The sequence below is a fragment of the Aeromonas sp. 603757 genome (assembly GCF_049171255.1).
Classification (GTDB): domain Bacteria; phylum Pseudomonadota; class Gammaproteobacteria; order Enterobacterales; family Aeromonadaceae; genus Aeromonas; species Aeromonas veronii_A.
Map to the genome: position 1 here is coordinate 41,506 of NZ_JAAKOE010000003.1, position 17,710 is coordinate 59,215.

A 17,710-nucleotide genomic window follows, 5' to 3' on the forward strand; every position below is an offset into this window, starting at 1 on the left:
GCGCCTTTTTTAATGACAAAAAGACTAATAAGACAACTGTCGAACGGCTTCAGCTTTAATACAGCGAATAGCTTTAAGATTCCGGGCAAACTGACGATAAATGTGTGATTCTTAATTGCTTTAGTGCTTGTTGGAACCCATGATTAAGCTGTGCGTCATGCCAGTGGAGGTTATAAATGGCCCTTGATTATTTTGCCCTTGGTCTGCTCGTCTTTGTCGGGCTAGTCATTTTTTATGGCGTCATCGTTATCCACGATATTCCTTACGAGATTGCCAAACATCGGAATCACCCTCATCAGGATGCCATTCACGTGGCAGGTTGGGTCAGCCTGTTTACCCTGCATGTGCTGTGGCCCTTCCTCTGGATCTGGGCAACCCTCTATCGCCCCGATCGCGGCTGGGGCTTTAGCCAGCGGCTGCAAGAAGATGAAGAGGAGCTGGCGGCCCTCAAGCAGGAGTTGGCGGATCTGAAGAGCCGTATCAACACTATCGAACAGAGTGAGCAACAGGGATAAACCATGGACCTGCTACTGATCCTGACCTACACGGCACTGTGTGTCGCTATATTCAAAATCTTCCGCATCCCGCTCAACAAGTGGACCGTCCCCACCGCAGCACTGGGCGGCGTGCTGCTCATCGGCACCCTGATCATGCTGATGAACTACAACCACCCCTACTCCGAGATGGCGCGCAACTACTACGTCTCCACCCCCATAGTGCCGCTGGTCAAGGGCCGGGTGGTTGAGGTGCCGGTACAGGCCAACCAGCCGGTGAAAAAAGGGGATGTGCTGTTTCGCCTTGATGACGAGCCGTTCCGCCTGAAAGTGGAGAGCCTCACCGCACGGGTCGAATCCAACCGCGAGCACCTCAAGTCCATCGAGGCGAGACTGCGCTCCGCCAGACTGGATCGGGATCGTGCCAGCGACCTGATGCGCCGTGGCGTGGGCAAGCAGCGTGACCTCGACGTCACCCAAGCCAACGTGGACGACATCGTGGCCCAAATTGACCAGCAGAAAGCCACCCTGAACGATCTGCAGGCCCAGCTGATGGAAGCCAAGTACCAGCAGTCCCAAACCGTGGTCTATGCCCCGAGCGATGGTCATGTGGTGCAATTGGCCCTGCGCCCCGGCATGATCGCCACCCCCTTCATGTATCGTCCGGTGATGACCTTCATCCACAAGGATGACACCGCCTACGTCGGCTGGTTCTGGCAGAACAGCATGCAGCGACTGGCGGTGGGCGATGAGGCCGAAGTGGTGATCGATGGCGTACCCGGCAAGATCTTCAAAGGCAAGGTAACCGCCGTGGTTCCGGCCATTGCCGCCGGTAACGTGCAGGCCAACGCCGGTCTGCTGGATCAAACCACTGCGGTGCGCCCGGGTCGTCTGCCGGTGGTTATCTCCATCACCGACCCCGAGTGGGCCAAGTATCAGGTAATAGCAGGCTCCAGCGGGCAGGCTGCCATCTATACCCACTACTTCCACCATGTATCTGTGATGCGCAAAGTACTGCTGCGCATGGCAAGCTGGATGAACTACATCTTCCCGTTCCATTGATCAGCACCCAAGCACCCTGCGGGCCGGCATCATGCCGGCCCGCTGTTTTTGTGACGGCAAGCACCCTATAATGGCGCCATCTTGCACCACCCCACATCGACATACCCAAGCCTGCATGTTCGTTCTCAGACCCTATCAGACCGACGCCGTCAATGCCGTGATCAGCCACTTTCGCCAACACCCGGATCCCGCCGTGGTAGTGCTGCCAACTGGTGCCGGCAAGAGTCTGGTGATTGCCGAGCTGGCCCGCAAGGCGCGCGGTCGGGTGCTGGTGCTGGCCCACGTCAAGGAGCTGGTGGAGCAGAACCATGCCAAGTACGAGGCGTGGGGGCTCAAGGCCGACATCTTCGCCGCCGGTCTGGATCGCAAGGAGGCAAGCGCCCAGGTGGTGTTTGGCTCGGTGCAGTCGGTAGCGCGCAATCTGGCTGCCTTCGACGGGGCGTTTTCGCTGCTGATCATCGACGAGTGCCATCGGGTCTCGCTCGATGACGACAGCCAGTACCATCAGGTGATCGACCATCTCAAGGCTGCCAATCCGGCCCTCAAGATCCTCGGCCTCACCGCGACCCCCTATCGGCTCGGGCTGGGCTGGATCTACCGGCGCCACTACCACGGCATGGTCAAAAGCCACGGCGAGCGGCTGTTTGGCGACTGCGTGTTCGAGCTGCCCTTGCGTTTTATGGTCAAAAACGGCTACCTGACACCGCCGCGCATGGTGGATGCCCCCATCGTCCACTACGACTTCAGCAAGCTGGTGGCGCGGGAGAATGGCCTCTTTAGCGAGGCGGATCTCAACGGCGAGCTCAAACGCCAGCAGCGGGTCACCCCCCATATCATCAGTCAGGTGCTGGAGTATGCCGCCGACCGGCAGGGGGTGATGATCTTCGCCGCTACCGTCGAACACGCCCGCGAAATTCACGGCCTGCTTGGCGCCAGAGGCCAGCTGGCGGCCCTTATCACCGGCGAAACGCCGGGGCCGGAGCGCGATGCCCTCATCAACGCCTTCAAGGCGCGCGAGCTCAAGTTTCTGGTCAACGTGGCGGTGCTCACCACCGGTTTCGATGCCCCTCATGTCGATCTTATCGTGATGCTCAGACCTACCGAGTCGGTCTCCCTCTATCAGCAGATCGTCGGGCGGGGCCTGCGCCTCTCGCCAGGCAAGGAGGATTGTCTGGTACTCGACTATGCGGGCAACAACTTCAACCTGTTCGCCCCCGAAGTGGGGGAGCCCCGCCCCCACGCCGGTACCGAGCCGGTACAGGTGCCCTGCCCCGCCTGCGGTTTTGCCAACACCTTCTGGGGCAAGACCGACGAGGATGGCAAGGTGATCGAGCACTACGGCCGCCGCTGTCAGGGGCTGTTCGAAGATGATGAGGGCAACCGTGAAGAGTGTGACTACCGCTTTCGCGCCAAGATCTGCCCCGGCTGCGGTGCGGAGAATGACATCGCCGCCCGCCGCTGCCAGAGCTGCGATCAGCTGCTGGTGGACCCTGACGACAAGCTCAAAGAGGCGCTCAATCTCAAGGATTGCATGGTGATCCGCTGCGCCGGGCTAACCCTCACAGCAGGGCGCGGCAAACAGGGGGAGCGGCTGGAGGTGACCTACCACGATGAGGATGGATTGACCCTCAGTGAATACTTCGGATTTCACTCCCCGGGCGCACGGCGCTTGTTTCAACAGCACTTTGTGCGTCATCATTGGCCCGCCCCGGGGCTGGAGCCCGAATTTGCCACCCTGGCGAGCGTGCTGGCCGCGCAAAGCCAGTTCCGTCATCCGGATTTTGTCATCGCCCGCAAATCGGGTCGCTTCTGGCAGATAAAAGAGAAAATTTTTGATTATGAGGGTCGCTATCGTACCGCCAACTCGATGACATGATGGCGACCGGCATACATGGCATGAATTGCGTTATCCCGTCGATCCCGCATCGGCTGGTTGAATTATCAGGGTCGGCACCACTGCCGGGCCCTTCGTCACGTTAGAGGATGTTATGCAGCGGCTGTTGATTGGTTTTTGTGCTCTCTTTTCTTCTCTGGCGGCTCATGCCGCCCCGCTGACGCCCCCTCAGGGTGGCCAGTACGCCATCATGGTGCAGGGCAATAACGGCGTCGAGTTCGCCCGCCACGCCGATCAGATGATCGCCCCCGCCTCCACCATGAAGGTGCTCACCGCGCTGGCGGCCCGCCTCGAGCTGGGTGCCGATTTCCGCTTCGCCACTGACATTCAGGCCCAACCGGGTGCCAAACAGGGTGACACCATCAACGGCGATATCTGGATCAACTTCGTCGGCGACCCCACCCTCTCCCGCATGGATCTGCTGGCCCTGTTCAAACAGCTCGGCGTCACCAGCATCAAGGGCAATGTCTACGTCAACACCGGCGCCTACAACGGCTACGAGCGCGGCAACGGCTGGTCGTGGGGGGATCAGACCCTCTGCTTCGCCGCTCCTGTCTCCTCGGTCATCATCGACAAGAACTGCGCCTACGGCACCATCACTGCCACCCAGATTGGCAAACCGGCGGTCGGCAACGTGGCCACCGGCGTCCCCATCGGCATCGGTGCCGACAACGTGGAGGTGATGAGCTATGGCGACATGGCGCGCCAGTTCTGCGCACTGGAAGTGGACATGGCCAAGGGCAACTTCTACGAGCTCAAGGGCTGTATCACCCCGAACAAGGAGCCGCAGGGGCTGCGTTTCGCCATCCACGACGTGGAAGCCTGGGGCTGGGACAACATCCGCTGGGCGATGAACCGGGCCGGTATCAAGCATGATGGCCTGCTGCGGGTCACCCACAAGGCCCCTGAAGGGGCAGAGACCCTCGGCACCCACTACTCGGTCTCCCTGCCGGTGATGCTCGCCAAGATGCTGAAGAAATCGGACAACCTCTACGCCGATACCTTCCTCAAAACCGTGGGCCGTCACTACTACAACAAGCCGGGCAGCTATCGCAGCGGCACCATGGCGGTGCGCGCCATCCTGACCAAGAACGGCATCGATCTGGGCAATGCCACTCTGGCAGACGGCTCCGGTCTTTCCGCTCACAATCTCATCAGCGCCCGTCAGATGATGTCGGTGCTGAACTTCATCCAGAAAAATGATGCCGAGCTTGGCCTGATCAAGCTGCTGCCAAGCTCTCAGGTGGATGGCACCCTGGCGTGGCGCCGCAGCGTCACCGCCCCCATGATGAAGAACAAGGTCCACGCCAAGACCGGCACCATCACCGGCACTTCCAACCTGGTGGGCTTTATCGACACTGCGGGCGGCCAGCGCAAGGCGTTTGTGATGTTCCAGCGTGGCCTGTCCCAAGATCCGGCCACCCATGAGCGCTACCGTGCCAGCAAGGCGCCGTGGCCCTGGACTGTGTTCGAGAAGGGGGTGCTGGAGAGCATCTATCAGCAGCAGCCGATCCAGATCGCCGATGAGAGCTGAGCCAATAGGCCCGCTCGAATCACGGTATCGATAATTTCGGCTTCAAGTCGCCACGAGGCAGGGCTATGCTGTTGCCTGCCTCATTTCAACGGCCATACATAAACGGCTTAAAAAACGGAGAGAAAATATGTTTGCAGTGATTTTTGGTCGCCCGGGTTGCCCCTACTGTGTCCGTGCCGTACAGATCGCCGAGCAGCTGACCGAACAGCGCGATGACTTCAAATTCCGCTACGTGGATATCCATGCCGAAGGGATCACCAAAGAAGATCTGGCCAAGAGCGCCGGCAAGCCGGTCAATACCGTGCCGCAGATCTTCCTGGATGAGCAGCACATCGGTGGCTGCACCGATTTCGAAGCCTACGCCAAAGCGAATCTGGGTCTCTACCAGTAATTCTTGCGGGTCATCCCGAGCGGGTTGACCGCCAGAGCGTATAAAAAAATCCGGCGCCATCAGGCGCCGGATTTTTTTATGGGCAACACGCACACATCATTCCCGATCAGGGAGTCACAGACTGGGGTCAGGGAGTCACAGACTGGGCGGCAAAGCGCGCAATGATGGGGTTGTGATCCGAACTGTCGGTCGCCGGTGAACTCACCTCAACCAGGTCCAGATTGCGGTAGTAGAGGTGATCCAGCGGGCGACCGAAGGCGGTGCGGCGCAGGTCAGGCACCGGCAGGGCCTCTTGCAGCCCCAGCTCGTCCACCAATTTATTCAGCCAGAACTGGCGCTTGTCGCTCCAGGTATTGAAATCACCGGCCAGGATCACCGGCCCCTGATGGCGGCGCACCAAGGCAGTCAAATCGTTGAGCTGCTCGCGGAAGGTAGCCATCCCCAGCTCGAAATTGACCGCATGGATATTGATGACCATGACGCCGTCAGGATCGCCCTGCAGCGGATAGAGGCTCACCAGCCCGGATTTGGGGATGCGCAGCAAAGGCTCGGGGGAGCGCACGCCACAGACGAACGCCTGCGGGGTCTTGGCCACCGTCATCACCCCGAACGAGACGCCGCCCTGGGTGAAGGCTTGCAGCTGTTGCCACTGGAAATCACCGGCGCGCAGCCAGTCGAGCATATCGGGACGGGTGGCCGACTCTTGCAGCAGCACCAGATCCTGCCCCTTGGCATAACTGTCCATCCCCTCGCGCCAGTTCTTGCGCTGGCCCTTGTAGAGATTCCACACCGTCACCCCGAATTCACGGGGCAGCGCCGTGGTCGCCAACGCTACCAGCGGCGGACGCTGGCAGTCGAGTCCCGGCACAATCCCTTGAGCTGTGACCAGATGGTTCTGATCCGGCACCTCAAAACAGCCTACCAACCCCAGGGTCAGCAGGGAGGTACCAAGAATGCGATAACTATTTTTCATTGGCTAACAACCGCCCGCCTTTGCTTTTTGTTGAGACCATCACAAACGTCATTCACGCCGACTAAGCTGATAGTCCCTGTTCCACCCAACCAGAAGGACCTTGTCTCATGGCGAAAGAACTTCGGTACAACGTGACGTTTTATGATCAACAAGGAAATTGTCATCAAGTGGAGCTGGCCACCGTCTATCAGATAAGACGGGACCCTCAATGCGATCTCTGCCTGTTTGACACCCTGCAATATGTGGGCTCGGAAGAGATGCTTGAACGCATGATACGGCAAAAAACCGGGCTTGAGCAGGAAATATCCATCATCAATGCCCGGCTGATTTAATCAGGCACTCACTGGAACCGGGCGGGATTTGCCCTGTTCGTCGATGGCGACATAGGTGAAGATCCCCTCGGTCACACAGTAACGCTGGGCATCGTTTTCCCGCAGTACCGGCTTGACCCACACCTCCAGCTTGAGCTTCATGGAGCTGCGGCCGATCTTCATGCAGCGGCCGTAGCAGCAGACCACATCGCCCACCTTGACCGGACTGTGGAAGGTCATGCCTTCGACGGATACGGTACAAATACGTCCTTTTGCCAGCTCCTTGGCCATAATGCCCCCACCTATATCCATCTGGGACATGATCCAGCCACCAAAGATGTCGCCATTGGGGTTGGTATCGGCTGGCATTGCCAGGGTTCTCAGCAACAACTCCCCATCGGGGTGACGTTTTGTATCTACCATCATTACCGCCTCTCTCTCATGGATGGCGGCATGATAGGGGGCGATCACCCCCTTGGCAAACCTCAATTGCCCAAGGCGGCGAGCTCGGCAAACCAGTGGGCCGGATCGGGCCAGCGATAGTTGAATCCCATCTGCTGGCAAATCAGCTGACCGTCGATGGGCTGAAATTCACCGGCAGGCTCGATAAAGACCGGCACAGGCAGCCCCTGCTGGCGCGCCGCAAAGGGGTAGAACTGCTCGCGGCGCGGATGCACAGGCGCGCTCAGGTTGAAAACATCCCCGTCCTTACCCCGTTCCAGCAGCAACATGCAAGCCGCCACCACATCGTCCAGATGGACCAGATTGACCGACTGGGCGCCGCCATCCAGGGTCTTGCCCGCGAGGAAACGGCCGGGATGACGATCCGGGCCATAAAGGCCGGAGGGGCGCACTATCATCACCACCTCGAAACCGGCTGCCAGCACCGCCTGCTCCGCTGCCAGCATCCGCTCGCCACGGGCATGGCGCGGTTTGGGCTGTTCACCCTCCTGCTGCCCCGCGCCCCATACCGAGGTGGCGCTGACAAACAGCACCCGCCGGGTGCCACTCGCTTTGGCCAACGCGCAGGCCTTTGCCACCGCCTGCGGATAGTCATCGGTCTTGCTGGGCGGTACGCAGATAACCAGACTCTCGCAGGGGATGGGCCACGGCGCTTGTTGATCAGCAACGGACATCTCGGCAGAGCCCATGTTGGCAGAGATGGTCAGCGGATAGGCGTTGATCCCCTCCCCCTGCAGACGGGCCGCCTTCTCGGCGCTGCTGACCGTCACCGCCACCGGCTTGCCTGCCGCCAGCAGGGCCCGCGCCAGCGGCAGCCCCAGCCACCCCGCCCCCAGAATACTGATCGTCCCGGCGATATGTTGTTCTGTCATCGTCCCTTCTCCTGTTTGACGCTATTTGCCCCGCAGCTTACCTGCCTTGGAATAAAAAGAAAGCTTTGGCCTGCAGATAGACAAATGCCGCCAATAGCTGCGGCATATCGTTTCTATTAGTGAGTGATGTCGTAAGTCATATCGGGCGTCATATTTTTTCCAACTCTCTTTTCCTCGATCACTCAACCTTATTTCCCTGTGCCATTGATGCGAATTAAAAACTGAATATGTAACTTCTCAGTTATCTCGAGAGGGTAGAACCTGTTGCTAGGGTAAACATAACTCCCGGCTAAAGGACTTATAACGCAATAACACAACTACCGCAGCATCTTGGAACTAGAAGAGCCAAACGTTGATAGTTATTCTTGAAGCATTTGTTATATACATTATGACAAACCGTTTTTAATTAAATTAAACACTCTATCAAACAACCCATACATTTTGCTGTCAATCCCTTCCTTGTTAAGTATATTTTGCTCAGATTCAATTTTTTTAAGCTTGAGACCATTTATAGGCGTTAAAACAAACATGCCAGTCAGTTTGTTTTCATTAGAATAAGCCATTATGGCATTTCCTGAGTAAGCTCGAATAAGCACTCGACCTAATTCATCCGAAAAATATTCTTTTTGGTTTGATGCTGAAACATTACCAGCAGCATGCGCAGCGACAGCTAGGTAAAAACATATTAATACAACACGCCCAATCGATACCTCACCAAATACTTTATATCTCTGAGTTAAACCACCATAACCCCTCGACCACTCAATAACTTTACTTTGAGCATCACTATACGAACCATAATTTTTTATTTCAAAAAATGGCATTATTATCTGAAACCACATATTCATAAAAGGGATAGTCAGAAAGAAAACCTTCTTATACCACTCTGCATCAATAAAAAGACACAATATCACCGCAGGAATAAAAATAACCCCATATGAGTCAAAAATTTTAGCTATTGGTTTATCCGCATACTTATCATTAATAACCGTAGTAACCAGATCTAAAACTTGATAAACCAATCCCGTCAGACCTAGAATAGACAAACATGCTAAAATTATTGACTTAACCTCAACCTGTAGTAACCCTTCTGGAACTTCAAAATATGAGAGATAGCTTCTCTCAAAAATATATGCCACCAAATAGGATATTGCAGTTATAACTAGTCCTGCTATAGCTTCATTACTAAAAATGATATTAGTACTACGTTGTTCTTTCAATTTAAAACCTCAATTATCTACAGAACACATATTGCTTCGTATATCGTGCCCAGTTCTGTCAGACAGTTCAATAAAAATGACATGTCTTTTCAATATTTTACTGTCGGCATCTTCAAGATAGCCCTACCCTTACTATCGGATAAATGGAAGCTCTCCCTTTATAGACAATCTATTGTATCACTCCCACCCAAGTTTTATAAATTTACAACATTGTAGGTGGTGCATATATTCGTAAGCCAAGAACCCTTTGCTATCAATATAAAAATAGCGGGCCAATGGCCCGCTTGGTTATATTTCACTCACACAATCCTCACACCGGCGGATGGAAATGGCTGGCTTCGCGGGTGGCCATCTCCTCGTAGGTGGCCCACTTCTGCCACGCCACTTGTTGCGCCACCTGCATCAGCCGCTCGGCCTCCTCCGGATGGCTCTGGGCCAGCACCCGATAACGGGTCTCCTCCTGCCGATATTCAGCAAGGGGGATAGAGGGGCGCAGGCTGTCGAGGCTGAAGGGGTTCTGCCCCGATCTGCGCAGTACCGGGTTGTAGCGCATCAGCGGCCAGTGACCGGAGGCCACGGCCCGTTTTTGCTGGGTCAGGCCAAACTCCATATCGATGCCGTGGGCGATGCAGTGGCTGTAGGCGATGATCAGCGACGGGCCCGGATAGGCTTCGGCCTCACGCAAGGCTTGCAGCGCCTGCTGCGGGTTGGCACCAAAGGCGATGCGGGCAACATAGACGTTGCCGTAGGAGATGGCCTGCAACGCCACATCCTTCTTGGCCAGCGTCTTGCCTCCCGCCGCGAATTTGGCGACGGCACCGAGCGGGGTCGATTTCGACATCTGGCCGCCGGTGTTGGAGTAGACCTCGGTATCCATCACCAGCACGTTCACATCGCGCCCGGAGGCGAGCACATGATCGAGCCCCGCCGAGCCGATGTCATAGGCCCAGCCATCGCCGCCGATGATCCAGACCGAGCGGCGCACCAGCTGATCGATAAGCGACAGCAGCTCGCGGGCCTTGCCGGACTTTACCTCTTCCAGCCGCTCGCGCACTTGCGCGACCCGGGTGCGCTGGGCGCGGATCTCCGACTCCAGCCGCTGCGGGGCGCTAATCAGGGTATCGACCAGCTCGGCGCCCAGCTCCCCCTTCATCGCTTCGAGGGCTGCCACCGCCTGACCGTGATGCTGATCGGCGGTGAGACGAAAACCAAAGCCAAACTCGGCGTTGTCCTCGAACAGGGAGTTGGACCAGGCTGGCCCCTTCCCTTCGCCATTCTTGGCCCACGGCGTGGTCGGCAGGTTGCCACCATAGATGGAGGAGCAACCGGTAGCGTTGGCTACCAGCATGCGATCGCCAAACAGCTGGGTCAGCAGCTTGAGATAGGGGGTCTCGCCACAGCCGGCGCAGGCACCGGAGAACTCGAACAGGGGTTCGAGGAACTGGGCACCGCGCACCGTGGAGAAATCCACCCGCTCGCGGGCAGGCCACGGCAGACTCTCGAACCAGCGCAGCGCCTGTTTCTGGCCAGCCAGATGGGGCGCCTTGTCCATCATGGTGATGGCGCGCTCGCCCTCGTGTTCCTCATCGGCCCCGACCCGCACCGGACAGGCCTGCACGCACTGACCGCAGCCGGTGCAATCCTCCGGATAGAGTTGCAGGGTGTAGCGGCTGTCGGGGAAGCCCTTGGCGGTAACGGGCACCGACTGGGCTGCCTCGGGGGCGGTCGCCAGCCAGTCCTGATGGTAGAACTTGGCCCGCAGCGCCGCGTGGGGGCAGACAAAGACACAGTTGCCGCACTGGATGCAGATATCGGAGTGCCAGATCGGGATCTCGCGGGCGATATCCCGCTTCTCGAAGCGACTGGTGGCGGTGGGGTAAGTGCCATCCACCGGCAACATGGAGACCGGAATAAGATCGCCACGCCCCGCCAGCATCTCGCCGGTGACCCGCTGGACAAACTCGCTGCCACCCGGTGCCAGCGGTAGCGGATAGTCGCTGATCTGCTCCTCACCGGCCGGGATGGCCACCTGATGGAGATGAGCCAGAGTGTCATCCACCGCCGCGAAGTTGCGCTCAACCACTTCGGGCCCCTTGCGGGCATAACTCTTCTCGATGCTCTCCTTGATCAGCGCAATGGCCTCATCCCGCGGCAAGACTCCGGCCAGCGCGAAAAAGCAGGTCTGCATAATGGTGTTTATGCGATTGCCCATGCCGTTTTGCTCGGCCACCCGATCCCCATCGATGCAGTAGAGGCGGATATCGAGGGCGCGAATGCGGGCACGCAGCCGCTCGGGCAGCTGGCCCCACACCTTGTCAGCCTCGTAGGGGGCATTGAGCAGCAGGGTCGCCCCTTCGGCGGCGTGCTCCAGCAGATCGACCGATTCGACAAAGCCCCACTGATGGCAGCCGATAAAGCTCGCCTGCTCGATAAGCCAGGGGGCGTCGATGGGCTCGGGGCCAAAGCGCAGGTGGGAGACGGTGCGCGAGCCCGACTTTTTGGAGTCGTAGACGAAGTAGCCCTGGGCGTGGAAGCCCTCCAGCTCACCGATGATCTTGATGCTGTTCTTGTTGGCGCCCACCGTGCCGTCGGCACCGAGGCCGAAGAAGAGCGCCCGCACCCGGCTGGCAGGCTCCAGATCGCCGATGGGGTGCCAGGCCAGACTGAGGCCCGACACATCATCCACAATCCCCACCGTAAAGCGGGGGCGCGGCGCATCGGATGCCAACTCCTCGAACACCGCCGCGCACATGGCGGGGGTGAACTCTTTGGAAGAGAGGCCATAGCGACCGCCGCTCAGCCAGGGCAGCCGCTTGATAAGGCCGCGCTGCAAACCGTCGATAAGGGCGCTCTGCACATCCAGCAGCAGCGGCTCGCCGCCCGCCCCCGGCTCCTTGGTGCGATCCAGCACCGCCATGCGCCGCACGCTCTGCGGTAGCGCATCGAGCAGCGCCTGTACCGGGAAGGGGCGATAGAGGCGCACAACCAAGACCCCGGTCTTGCGATCCTGTTGATTGAGCCAATCCACAGTCGTGCGGGCGGTGGCCGCTCCCGAGCCCATCAGTACGATGACGTCGGTGGCATCGGGCGCGCCGTGGTACTCCACCAGCCGGTAGTGGCGGCCGGTCAGCTCGCCGAGATTGTCCATGCACTGCTGCACCCGCGCCGGTACCGCTTCGTAGAAGGGGTTGACGCTCTCGCGGGACTGGAAATAGGTATCCGGGTTCTGGGCGGTACCGCGCATCACCGGATGATCCGGGTTGAGGGCCCGCGCACGGTGGGCGCGTACCCAATCGTTGTCGATCAGCGCCCGGATCTCATCCCGATGCAGGGCGGTGATCTTGTTCACCTCGTGGGAGGTACGAAAGCCGTCGAAAAAGTGGATAAAGGGCACCCGGCACTGCAGGGTGACGCTGTGGGCGACCAAGGCCAGGTCCTGCGCCTCCTGCACCGAGCCGGAGGCGAGCATGGCAAAGCCGGTGCTGCGCGCCGCCATCACGTCCTGATGGTCACCAAAAATCGACAGCCCCTGCGCCGCCAGCGAGCGGGCCGCCACATGGAACACCGCCGAAGTCAATTCACCGGCGATCTTGTACATGTTGGGCAGCATCAGCATCAGCCCTTGACTGGCGGTGAAGGTGGTGGCGAGCGCCCCCGCCTGCAGGGCGCCGTGTACCGTGCCGGCCGCCCCCCCTTCACTCTGCATCTCCACCACGGTGGGGATGTTGCCCCACAGGTTGGTCTGCCCTTCTGCCGCCCAGGCATCGGCCAGTTCGGCCATAGTCGAGCTCGGGGTGATGGGGTAGATGGCACACACTTCACTCAGCTGGTACGCCACCCGAGCCGCGGCTTCGTTACCGTCGACCATGATCAATTCATGTTTCATAGGGACTCCTCCGGTTGGCGCAGCTCGATGGCGTGACAAGGGCACTGATCATGACAGGCACCGCAGCCGGTGCAGCGCTCGGCATCCACCTGATACCCCTTGCCCGGCCCCAGCTTGGCTATGGCCTGCTCGGGGCAACTGCCATAGCAGCCGTCGCACTCGAAGCAGTTGCCGCAGGAGTAGCAGCGCGCCGCCTCGTAGCGGGCGGCCACCTCATCCAGCCCGCCGATGATCTCGCCAAAGTCATCCCGCGCCCACGCCGGTTTGACCGGCTGACTGCTGGCCGGAGCGTGGGTCTGGAACCAGAGCTGCAACTGCTCTGGCCCCACCAGCGGGTAGGAGACCATCTTTTGGTAGTGGCGACCGCGCAGCCAGGCATCCATATGGCGCGCCGCCTTCTTGCCATGGCCGGTGGCGATGGTGACGGTGCGCTCGGAGGGCACCATGTCGCCGCCCGCAAACAAACCCGGCACATCCGTCATCAGGTTACCCGCTACCTGCACCACTCCCTCCTTGTTGACCCGCACGCCGGGAATGCTCTCCAGCACCGAGAGGTCGACCTCCTGACCGAGCGCCAGAATAAGGGAATCCGCTTCGAGAGTTTCAAACTTGCCGGTGGGCACCGGCTTGCCCTCGGCATCCAGCGCCATCACCTCCACCTCGATATGGGTATTGTCGAGCTGGCGGATGCTGCGCAGCCAGTTGATCTTGATCCCCTCCTCCTCGGCCTCGTCGGCTTCAAAGGCGTGAGCAGGCATATGGTCCCGGTCGCGGCGGTAGATGATCATTGCCTCTTCAACGCCCAAACGGCGGGCGGTACGGGCCGCATCCATGGCGGTATTGCCACCCCCATAAATCGCTACCCGCCGTCCCAGTTTGGGGGGCGGCAAGCCCTGCTCTTCGGCCAGACTGGCCTGCTCTAGGAAACTCACCGCATCGAGGATCTTGCCCGCTTCCCGGGCCGGAATATCGACCCGCTTGGCCAGATGGGCGCCGATGGCCATAAAGACGGCATCAAAGCCCCCCTCGTCGCGCTCGCGCAGCACATCCTCCACCTTGTGGTTGAGGGTCAGGGTGACACCAGCAGCCACGATGCGGGCCACCTCCCGATCCAGCACGTCGCGGGGCAGACGGTAGGCGGGAATGCCAAAGCGCAGCATGCCGCCAGCAAGCGGCCCCGCTTCGCGGATCTCCACCTGATGACCGAGCCGGTTGAGGTGCCAGGCGCAGGAGAGACCTGAGGGACCAGCGCCTATGACCAGCACCTTCTTGCCGCTGGCAGGGGCAGGTGGCGCAGGCTGCCAACCACGGGCCAGCGCTTCGTCGCCGAGGAAGCGTTCGATGGCGTGGATAGAGACGGATTCATCCACCTGACCGCGGTTGCAGGCGCTCTCGCAGGGGTGATAGCAGACCCGGCCATGGATGGCGGGCAAGGGGTTCTCTTCGATCAGGGTCTGCCAGGCCGCCTCAAAACGGCCGGCCTGCGCCAAAGAGAGCCAGGCCTGGATATTTTCTCCGGCCGGGCAGGCGTGATTGCAGGGTGGCAGGGCCGGCCGCCAAACGGGTAGCCGGGTACGCACCGGGCCTGTTCCCGTTTTCAGGGAGAGATCCGGCAATGGGGTCATGTCCAGTTGTTTGCTCATACATTGCTTTCTTCTTTTTGTGTGACAGGCCCCACCCGATGGCGCTTGATACCGTGTAGCCGAAGCGGACGGTGGCCGGATGGGGAAGAAGCGAAAGCGTTAGAAACTGGGAACTGAGTCGATAATGGCCGCTTTTTTGTACTGATTAGCGAATCAGGATCAAAAAATGTTGCACTTTATGGTTCATAGAGACCAGAACGTGACTCAAGTAACATCTTCTCCAGCTGACCGCTGGCTTTCAGTTTGGCGAGCCCCCGATTGAAGGTTTTGATCAGCTCGTCAGCGTTGGCACGCTTGCGGCTGATCAGCAGGTGGCCTTCAACTTTCATCACGGGTTTTGAATGGGTTGCAAAGAGATCGACCGTGCTGGCCGGGTAGAACTGACGCAGGGAGTAGTAGCCGACATCTATGTTCTCCAGGGTCAGGTCGGCGCGGCCGGAGAGCAGCAGATCAAAGCTCTGGCGCAGCCGGGTGACGAACTGCACCTGCAGCGGCACCTGCGCGATGGCTGCAAAAAAATCTGCATTGTAGGTATAGCCACTGACCGCAGCCAGCTTGCGATCCGCCAGATCCTGATAGCCACGCCATTCCAGCGGGTTTGATTTGAGATAGAACCAGACGTAGGTTTCGCTCAGGATGGGATCGCTGTAGAGATGGGTTTTGCGCCGCTCGCTCGACTCATACCAGTGGACAGTGCCATCCACCACTCCCTCCTCCGACAAGCGAAAGGCCCGCTTCCAGGGCAGAAACTGGAACTTGACGCTCACCCCTTCACTCCTGAATGCCTCGCTCACCACATGGGGGATAAGCCCCTGATATTTCAGCGTCTCGGAGCAGTAAGGGGGATACTCTCCCGTGGTCAGGGTCAGCTCCTGCGCCCAGAGCCCGTGGCAAAAAAGGCTCCCCGCCAGCAACCAGCTTATTTTCATCCCGATGCCCTCTTGTTCTCTTTTCCCAACTATAGACCGCCCCCTTGAAAGGATTGCCGGATCGCCGGGGAACCGTTATGTTCCCCTTTTTCTAGGCGATCGCGCCGCGTCACAAGGATATGAAGATGCCCAGGCTAGACAGCATTCACCTCTACCCCATCAAATCGACTGCAGGTATGCCGCTGGCTCGCGCCCGGGTGACCGAAGAGGGACTGGCAGGGGATCGCCGCTACATGGTGGTCAAACCGGACGGCACCTTTATCACCGCCCGTACCCATCCCCAGCTGCAACAGGTCGTGGCCACCCCCATCGAAGGAGGCTTGCAACTGCGCTATCCGGGCTTTGAACCGCTCACCCTGCAAGAGGCCGACTTCAGCTGCGCCCCGCAAGCTACCGGAGTCTGGAGCGACCGTTTCACCGCCCTGCACACCGACCCCAAAGCCGATGGGTGGCTGAGCCGGGTGGCAGGGGAAACGGTGCAACTGCTCTGGCTGGGTGAGACCTCTGATCGCTTTCGCGAGAAGACCGGCACCCGGGTCAGCTTTGCCGACGGTTATCCGCTGCTGCTGATAAGCCAGGCTTCCCTTGAGGATCTCAATCTGCGCTCCGATGCGCTGCACCAGATGAGCCAGTTCCGCACCAATCTGGTGGCAAGCAATACCCAGCCCTTCGAGGAGGACAGCTGGGTGCGCATCCGCATCGGCGAAGTGGAATTTAAAGTGGTCAAGCCCTGCAGCCGCTGCATCATGACCACGGTGGAAGCGGGCACCGATCGTTTCAACGCCCTGAAAGAGCCGCTGGCCACCCTTACCCGCTACCGCCGTGGCGAGGATGGCGAGGTCTACTTCGGCCAGAATCTGGTGGCGCTGAACGAGGGCTGGATTGAGGCAGGCAGCGAGATAGAAGTGCTGGAGCGCACCCGTCCGGTGGTCTATCCCGCCGCCGCGCCGAAGAAGCGGGAGCTGGTCTGCATGGCCCGCGAACCGCTGGCGCGGGCTCTGGAGACCTTCTGGTTCGAAGCAGCCGATGGCGAGCCTCTGCCCGACTACCTGCCGGGCCAGCATCTGCCCATCAGCCTCGATATCAAAAATGAACGGATCCAGCGGCGCTATACCCTGAGCTCCACGCCGGATCACCCGGAGCGTTACGGCATCAGCGTCAAGAAGGTGGAGGGTGGCCGCATCTCCCACTGGCTGCACCAGCAGTTGCAGGTGGGTGATCGGCTGCTGGCCGCCAACCCCGCTGGCGATTTTCACTTAGGGTCCGAGCGCAACCTCCTGTTGCTCTCCGCAGGCTCCGGCGTCACCCCCATGCTGGCGATAGCCCGCACCCTGGCGCTACGCGGGGAGCTGGAAGAGGTTCACTTTATGCACCTGTGCCGCAGTGAAGCGGACATTCCCGCCGCCAGCGAACTGTACGCCATGGCGCAGCAGGGCATGACCCTCACCATTATCCTGAGCCAGCCGGACAATCACTGGCAGGGGCTGCAAGGGCGACTCAATGATGAGCATCTGCGACTGGTCAAAGGGTTGGCCGAAAAAGAGGTCTTTATCTGCGGCCCCCACGGTTTTATGGCCGATGCTGCCGCCAAAGTTGCGGCCCTCGGCGTTCCGGCCGCACGGATCAAACAGGAGAGTTTTGGCGGCGCCATTCTCTCGGTGGCCCGCCCCCATCAGGCGGTACAACTGCGTATCGGCGCCCAAGCCTTTACCGGCAACAATCAGGGCACTGTGCTGGATCAGGCCAACAAGCAAGGCGTAGAGCTGCCCTGGAGCTGCCGCGCCGGGATCTGCGGCAGTTGCAAACAGACGCTGATCTCGGGCGAGGTGGATCACCCCGACGCCCCCGCCATCAGTGCCGCCGAGCGGGCAGAGGGCAAAATCCTCACCTGCTGCGCCGTACCGCTCACAGACATCGTCATCAAATAAGGTGATCGAGCCACGAAAAGGCTGGCTGGGCCCCGATCCTGGCCGACCTTTTCCCCCCTGTCGACCCGCGGTTCCTCCATTCTCGTCTCTTTCTCGCCCCGCCTGCGCAAC

General features: G+C 59.5%; 14 protein-coding genes. 7 read left to right on the forward strand and 7 right to left on the reverse strand.

Annotation, left to right across the window (positions count from 1 at the left end):
* Positions 1–176 precede the first annotated feature (176 nt).
* The 5 genes from G5332_RS03825 to G5332_RS03845 all read left to right on the forward strand — a co-directional run bounded on the left by G5332_RS03825 (position 177) and on the right by G5332_RS03845 (position 5,375).
* Entirely contained in the window at positions 177–515 is a 339-nt protein-coding gene (locus G5332_RS03825; protein ID WP_257124649.1) for a DUF3302 domain-containing protein, read from the forward strand.
* Between the two features lie 3 nt (positions 516–518).
* Positions 519–1,556 (forward strand): HlyD family secretion protein, encoded by a 1,038-nt coding sequence (locus tag G5332_RS03830; RefSeq protein WP_042055557.1) that lies wholly within the window; start codon positions 519–521, stop codon positions 1,554–1,556.
* A 115-nt stretch (positions 1,557–1,671) separates the two neighbouring features.
* Positions 1,672–3,432 (forward strand): DEAD/DEAH box helicase, encoded by a 1,761-nt coding sequence (locus G5332_RS03835; protein ID WP_421249159.1) that lies wholly within the window; start codon positions 1,672–1,674, stop codon positions 3,430–3,432.
* Positions 3,433–3,544: 112 nt separating this feature from the next.
* On the forward strand, positions 3,545–4,984 hold the full coding sequence (dacB, locus tag G5332_RS03840) for a D-alanyl-D-alanine carboxypeptidase/D-alanyl-D-alanine endopeptidase (protein WP_005350510.1): 1,440 nt from the start codon (positions 3,545–3,547) through the stop codon (positions 4,982–4,984).
* Positions 4,985–5,078: 94 nt separating this feature from the next.
* On the forward strand, positions 5,079–5,375 hold the full coding sequence (locus G5332_RS03845) for a GrxA family glutaredoxin (RefSeq protein ID WP_223849348.1): 297 nt from the start codon (positions 5,079–5,081) through the stop codon (positions 5,373–5,375).
* Positions 5,376–5,502: 127 nt separating this feature from the next.
* Here the strand turns inward: G5332_RS03845 and G5332_RS03850 are convergent, their stop codons facing one another.
* On the reverse strand, positions 5,503–6,348 hold the full coding sequence (locus tag G5332_RS03850; protein ID WP_069527864.1) for an endonuclease/exonuclease/phosphatase family protein: 846 nt from the start codon (positions 6,346–6,348) through the stop codon (positions 5,503–5,505).
* Positions 6,349–6,455: 107 nt separating this feature from the next.
* On the opposite strand from G5332_RS03850, the gene G5332_RS03855 reads away from it, so the two are divergent.
* Positions 6,456–6,680 carry a hypothetical protein gene (locus tag G5332_RS03855; protein ID WP_005337874.1) on the forward strand — a complete coding sequence of 75 codons (225 nt, stop codon included), beginning with the start codon at positions 6,456–6,458 and terminating at the stop codon, positions 6,678–6,680.
* Here the strand turns inward: G5332_RS03855 and yciA are convergent, their stop codons facing one another.
* The 6 genes from yciA to G5332_RS03885 form a co-directional block, all read right to left on the reverse strand.
* The gene (gene yciA, locus G5332_RS03860; protein ID WP_005337875.1) at positions 6,681–7,085 is read right to left on the reverse strand and encodes an acyl-CoA thioester hydrolase YciA; all 405 of its coding nucleotides are present in this window, start codon (positions 7,083–7,085) and stop codon (positions 6,681–6,683) included.
* Between the two features lie 59 nt (positions 7,086–7,144).
* Positions 7,145–7,993: an NAD-dependent epimerase/dehydratase family protein gene (locus G5332_RS03865; protein ID WP_421311125.1), complete on the reverse strand. Its 849-nt coding sequence runs from the start codon at positions 7,991–7,993 to the stop codon at positions 7,145–7,147.
* 386 nt (positions 7,994–8,379) lie between these two features.
* Positions 8,380–9,213: a hypothetical protein gene (locus tag G5332_RS03870; RefSeq protein WP_421311126.1), complete on the reverse strand. Its 834-nt coding sequence runs from the start codon at positions 9,211–9,213 to the stop codon at positions 8,380–8,382.
* 310 nt (positions 9,214–9,523) lie between these two features.
* Positions 9,524–13,099 carry a pyruvate:ferredoxin (flavodoxin) oxidoreductase gene (gene nifJ, locus G5332_RS03875; RefSeq protein ID WP_421311127.1) on the reverse strand — a complete coding sequence of 1,192 codons (3,576 nt, stop codon included), beginning with the start codon at positions 13,097–13,099 and terminating at the stop codon, positions 9,524–9,526.
* Entirely contained in the window at positions 13,096–14,742 is a 1,647-nt protein-coding gene (locus G5332_RS03880) for an NAD(P)-binding protein (protein WP_421311128.1), read from the reverse strand. Before G5332_RS03880 ends, nifJ begins: the two co-directional genes overlap by 4 nt.
* A gap of 176 nt (positions 14,743–14,918) precedes the next feature.
* The gene (locus G5332_RS03885) at positions 14,919–15,671 is read right to left on the reverse strand and encodes a substrate-binding periplasmic protein (RefSeq protein ID WP_216954185.1); all 753 of its coding nucleotides are present in this window, start codon (positions 15,669–15,671) and stop codon (positions 14,919–14,921) included.
* A gap of 125 nt (positions 15,672–15,796) precedes the next feature.
* On the opposite strand from G5332_RS03885, the gene G5332_RS03890 reads away from it, so the two are divergent.
* On the forward strand, positions 15,797–17,599 hold the full coding sequence (locus G5332_RS03890) for an MOSC N-terminal beta barrel domain-containing protein (protein ID WP_421249155.1): 1,803 nt from the start codon (positions 15,797–15,799) through the stop codon (positions 17,597–17,599).
* The last annotated feature ends 111 nt before the right edge of the window (positions 17,600–17,710 follow it).

Coding starts and splice junctions, on each gene's coding strand:
- G5332_RS03825 (WP_257124649.1), top strand. CDS start 177: ATGGCCCTTGATTATTTTGCCCTTGGTCTGCTCGTCTTTGTCGGGCTA.
- G5332_RS03830 (WP_042055557.1), top strand. CDS start 519: ATGGACCTGCTACTGATCCTGACCTACACGGCACTGTGTGTCGCTATA.
- G5332_RS03835 (WP_421249159.1), top strand. CDS start 1,672: ATGTTCGTTCTCAGACCCTATCAGACCGACGCCGTCAATGCCGTGATC.
- dacB (WP_005350510.1), top strand. CDS start 3,545: ATGCAGCGGCTGTTGATTGGTTTTTGTGCTCTCTTTTCTTCTCTGGCG.
- G5332_RS03850 (WP_069527864.1), bottom strand. CDS start 6,348: ATGAAAAATAGTTATCGCATTCTTGGTACCTCCCTGCTGACCCTGGGG.
- G5332_RS03855 (WP_005337874.1), top strand. CDS start 6,456: ATGGCGAAAGAACTTCGGTACAACGTGACGTTTTATGATCAACAAGGA.
- yciA (WP_005337875.1), bottom strand. CDS start 7,085: ATGATGGTAGATACAAAACGTCACCCCGATGGGGAGTTGTTGCTGAGA.
- G5332_RS03865 (WP_421311125.1), bottom strand. CDS start 7,993: ATGACAGAACAACATATCGCCGGGACGATCAGTATTCTGGGGGCGGGG.
- nifJ (WP_421311127.1), bottom strand. CDS start 13,099: ATGAAACATGAATTGATCATGGTCGACGGTAACGAAGCCGCGGCTCGG.
- G5332_RS03880 (WP_421311128.1), bottom strand. CDS start 14,742: ATGAGCAAACAACTGGACATGACCCCATTGCCGGATCTCTCCCTGAAA.
- G5332_RS03885 (WP_216954185.1), bottom strand. CDS start 15,671: ATGAAAATAAGCTGGTTGCTGGCGGGGAGCCTTTTTTGCCACGGGCTC.
- G5332_RS03890 (WP_421249155.1), top strand. CDS start 15,797: ATGCCCAGGCTAGACAGCATTCACCTCTACCCCATCAAATCGACTGCA.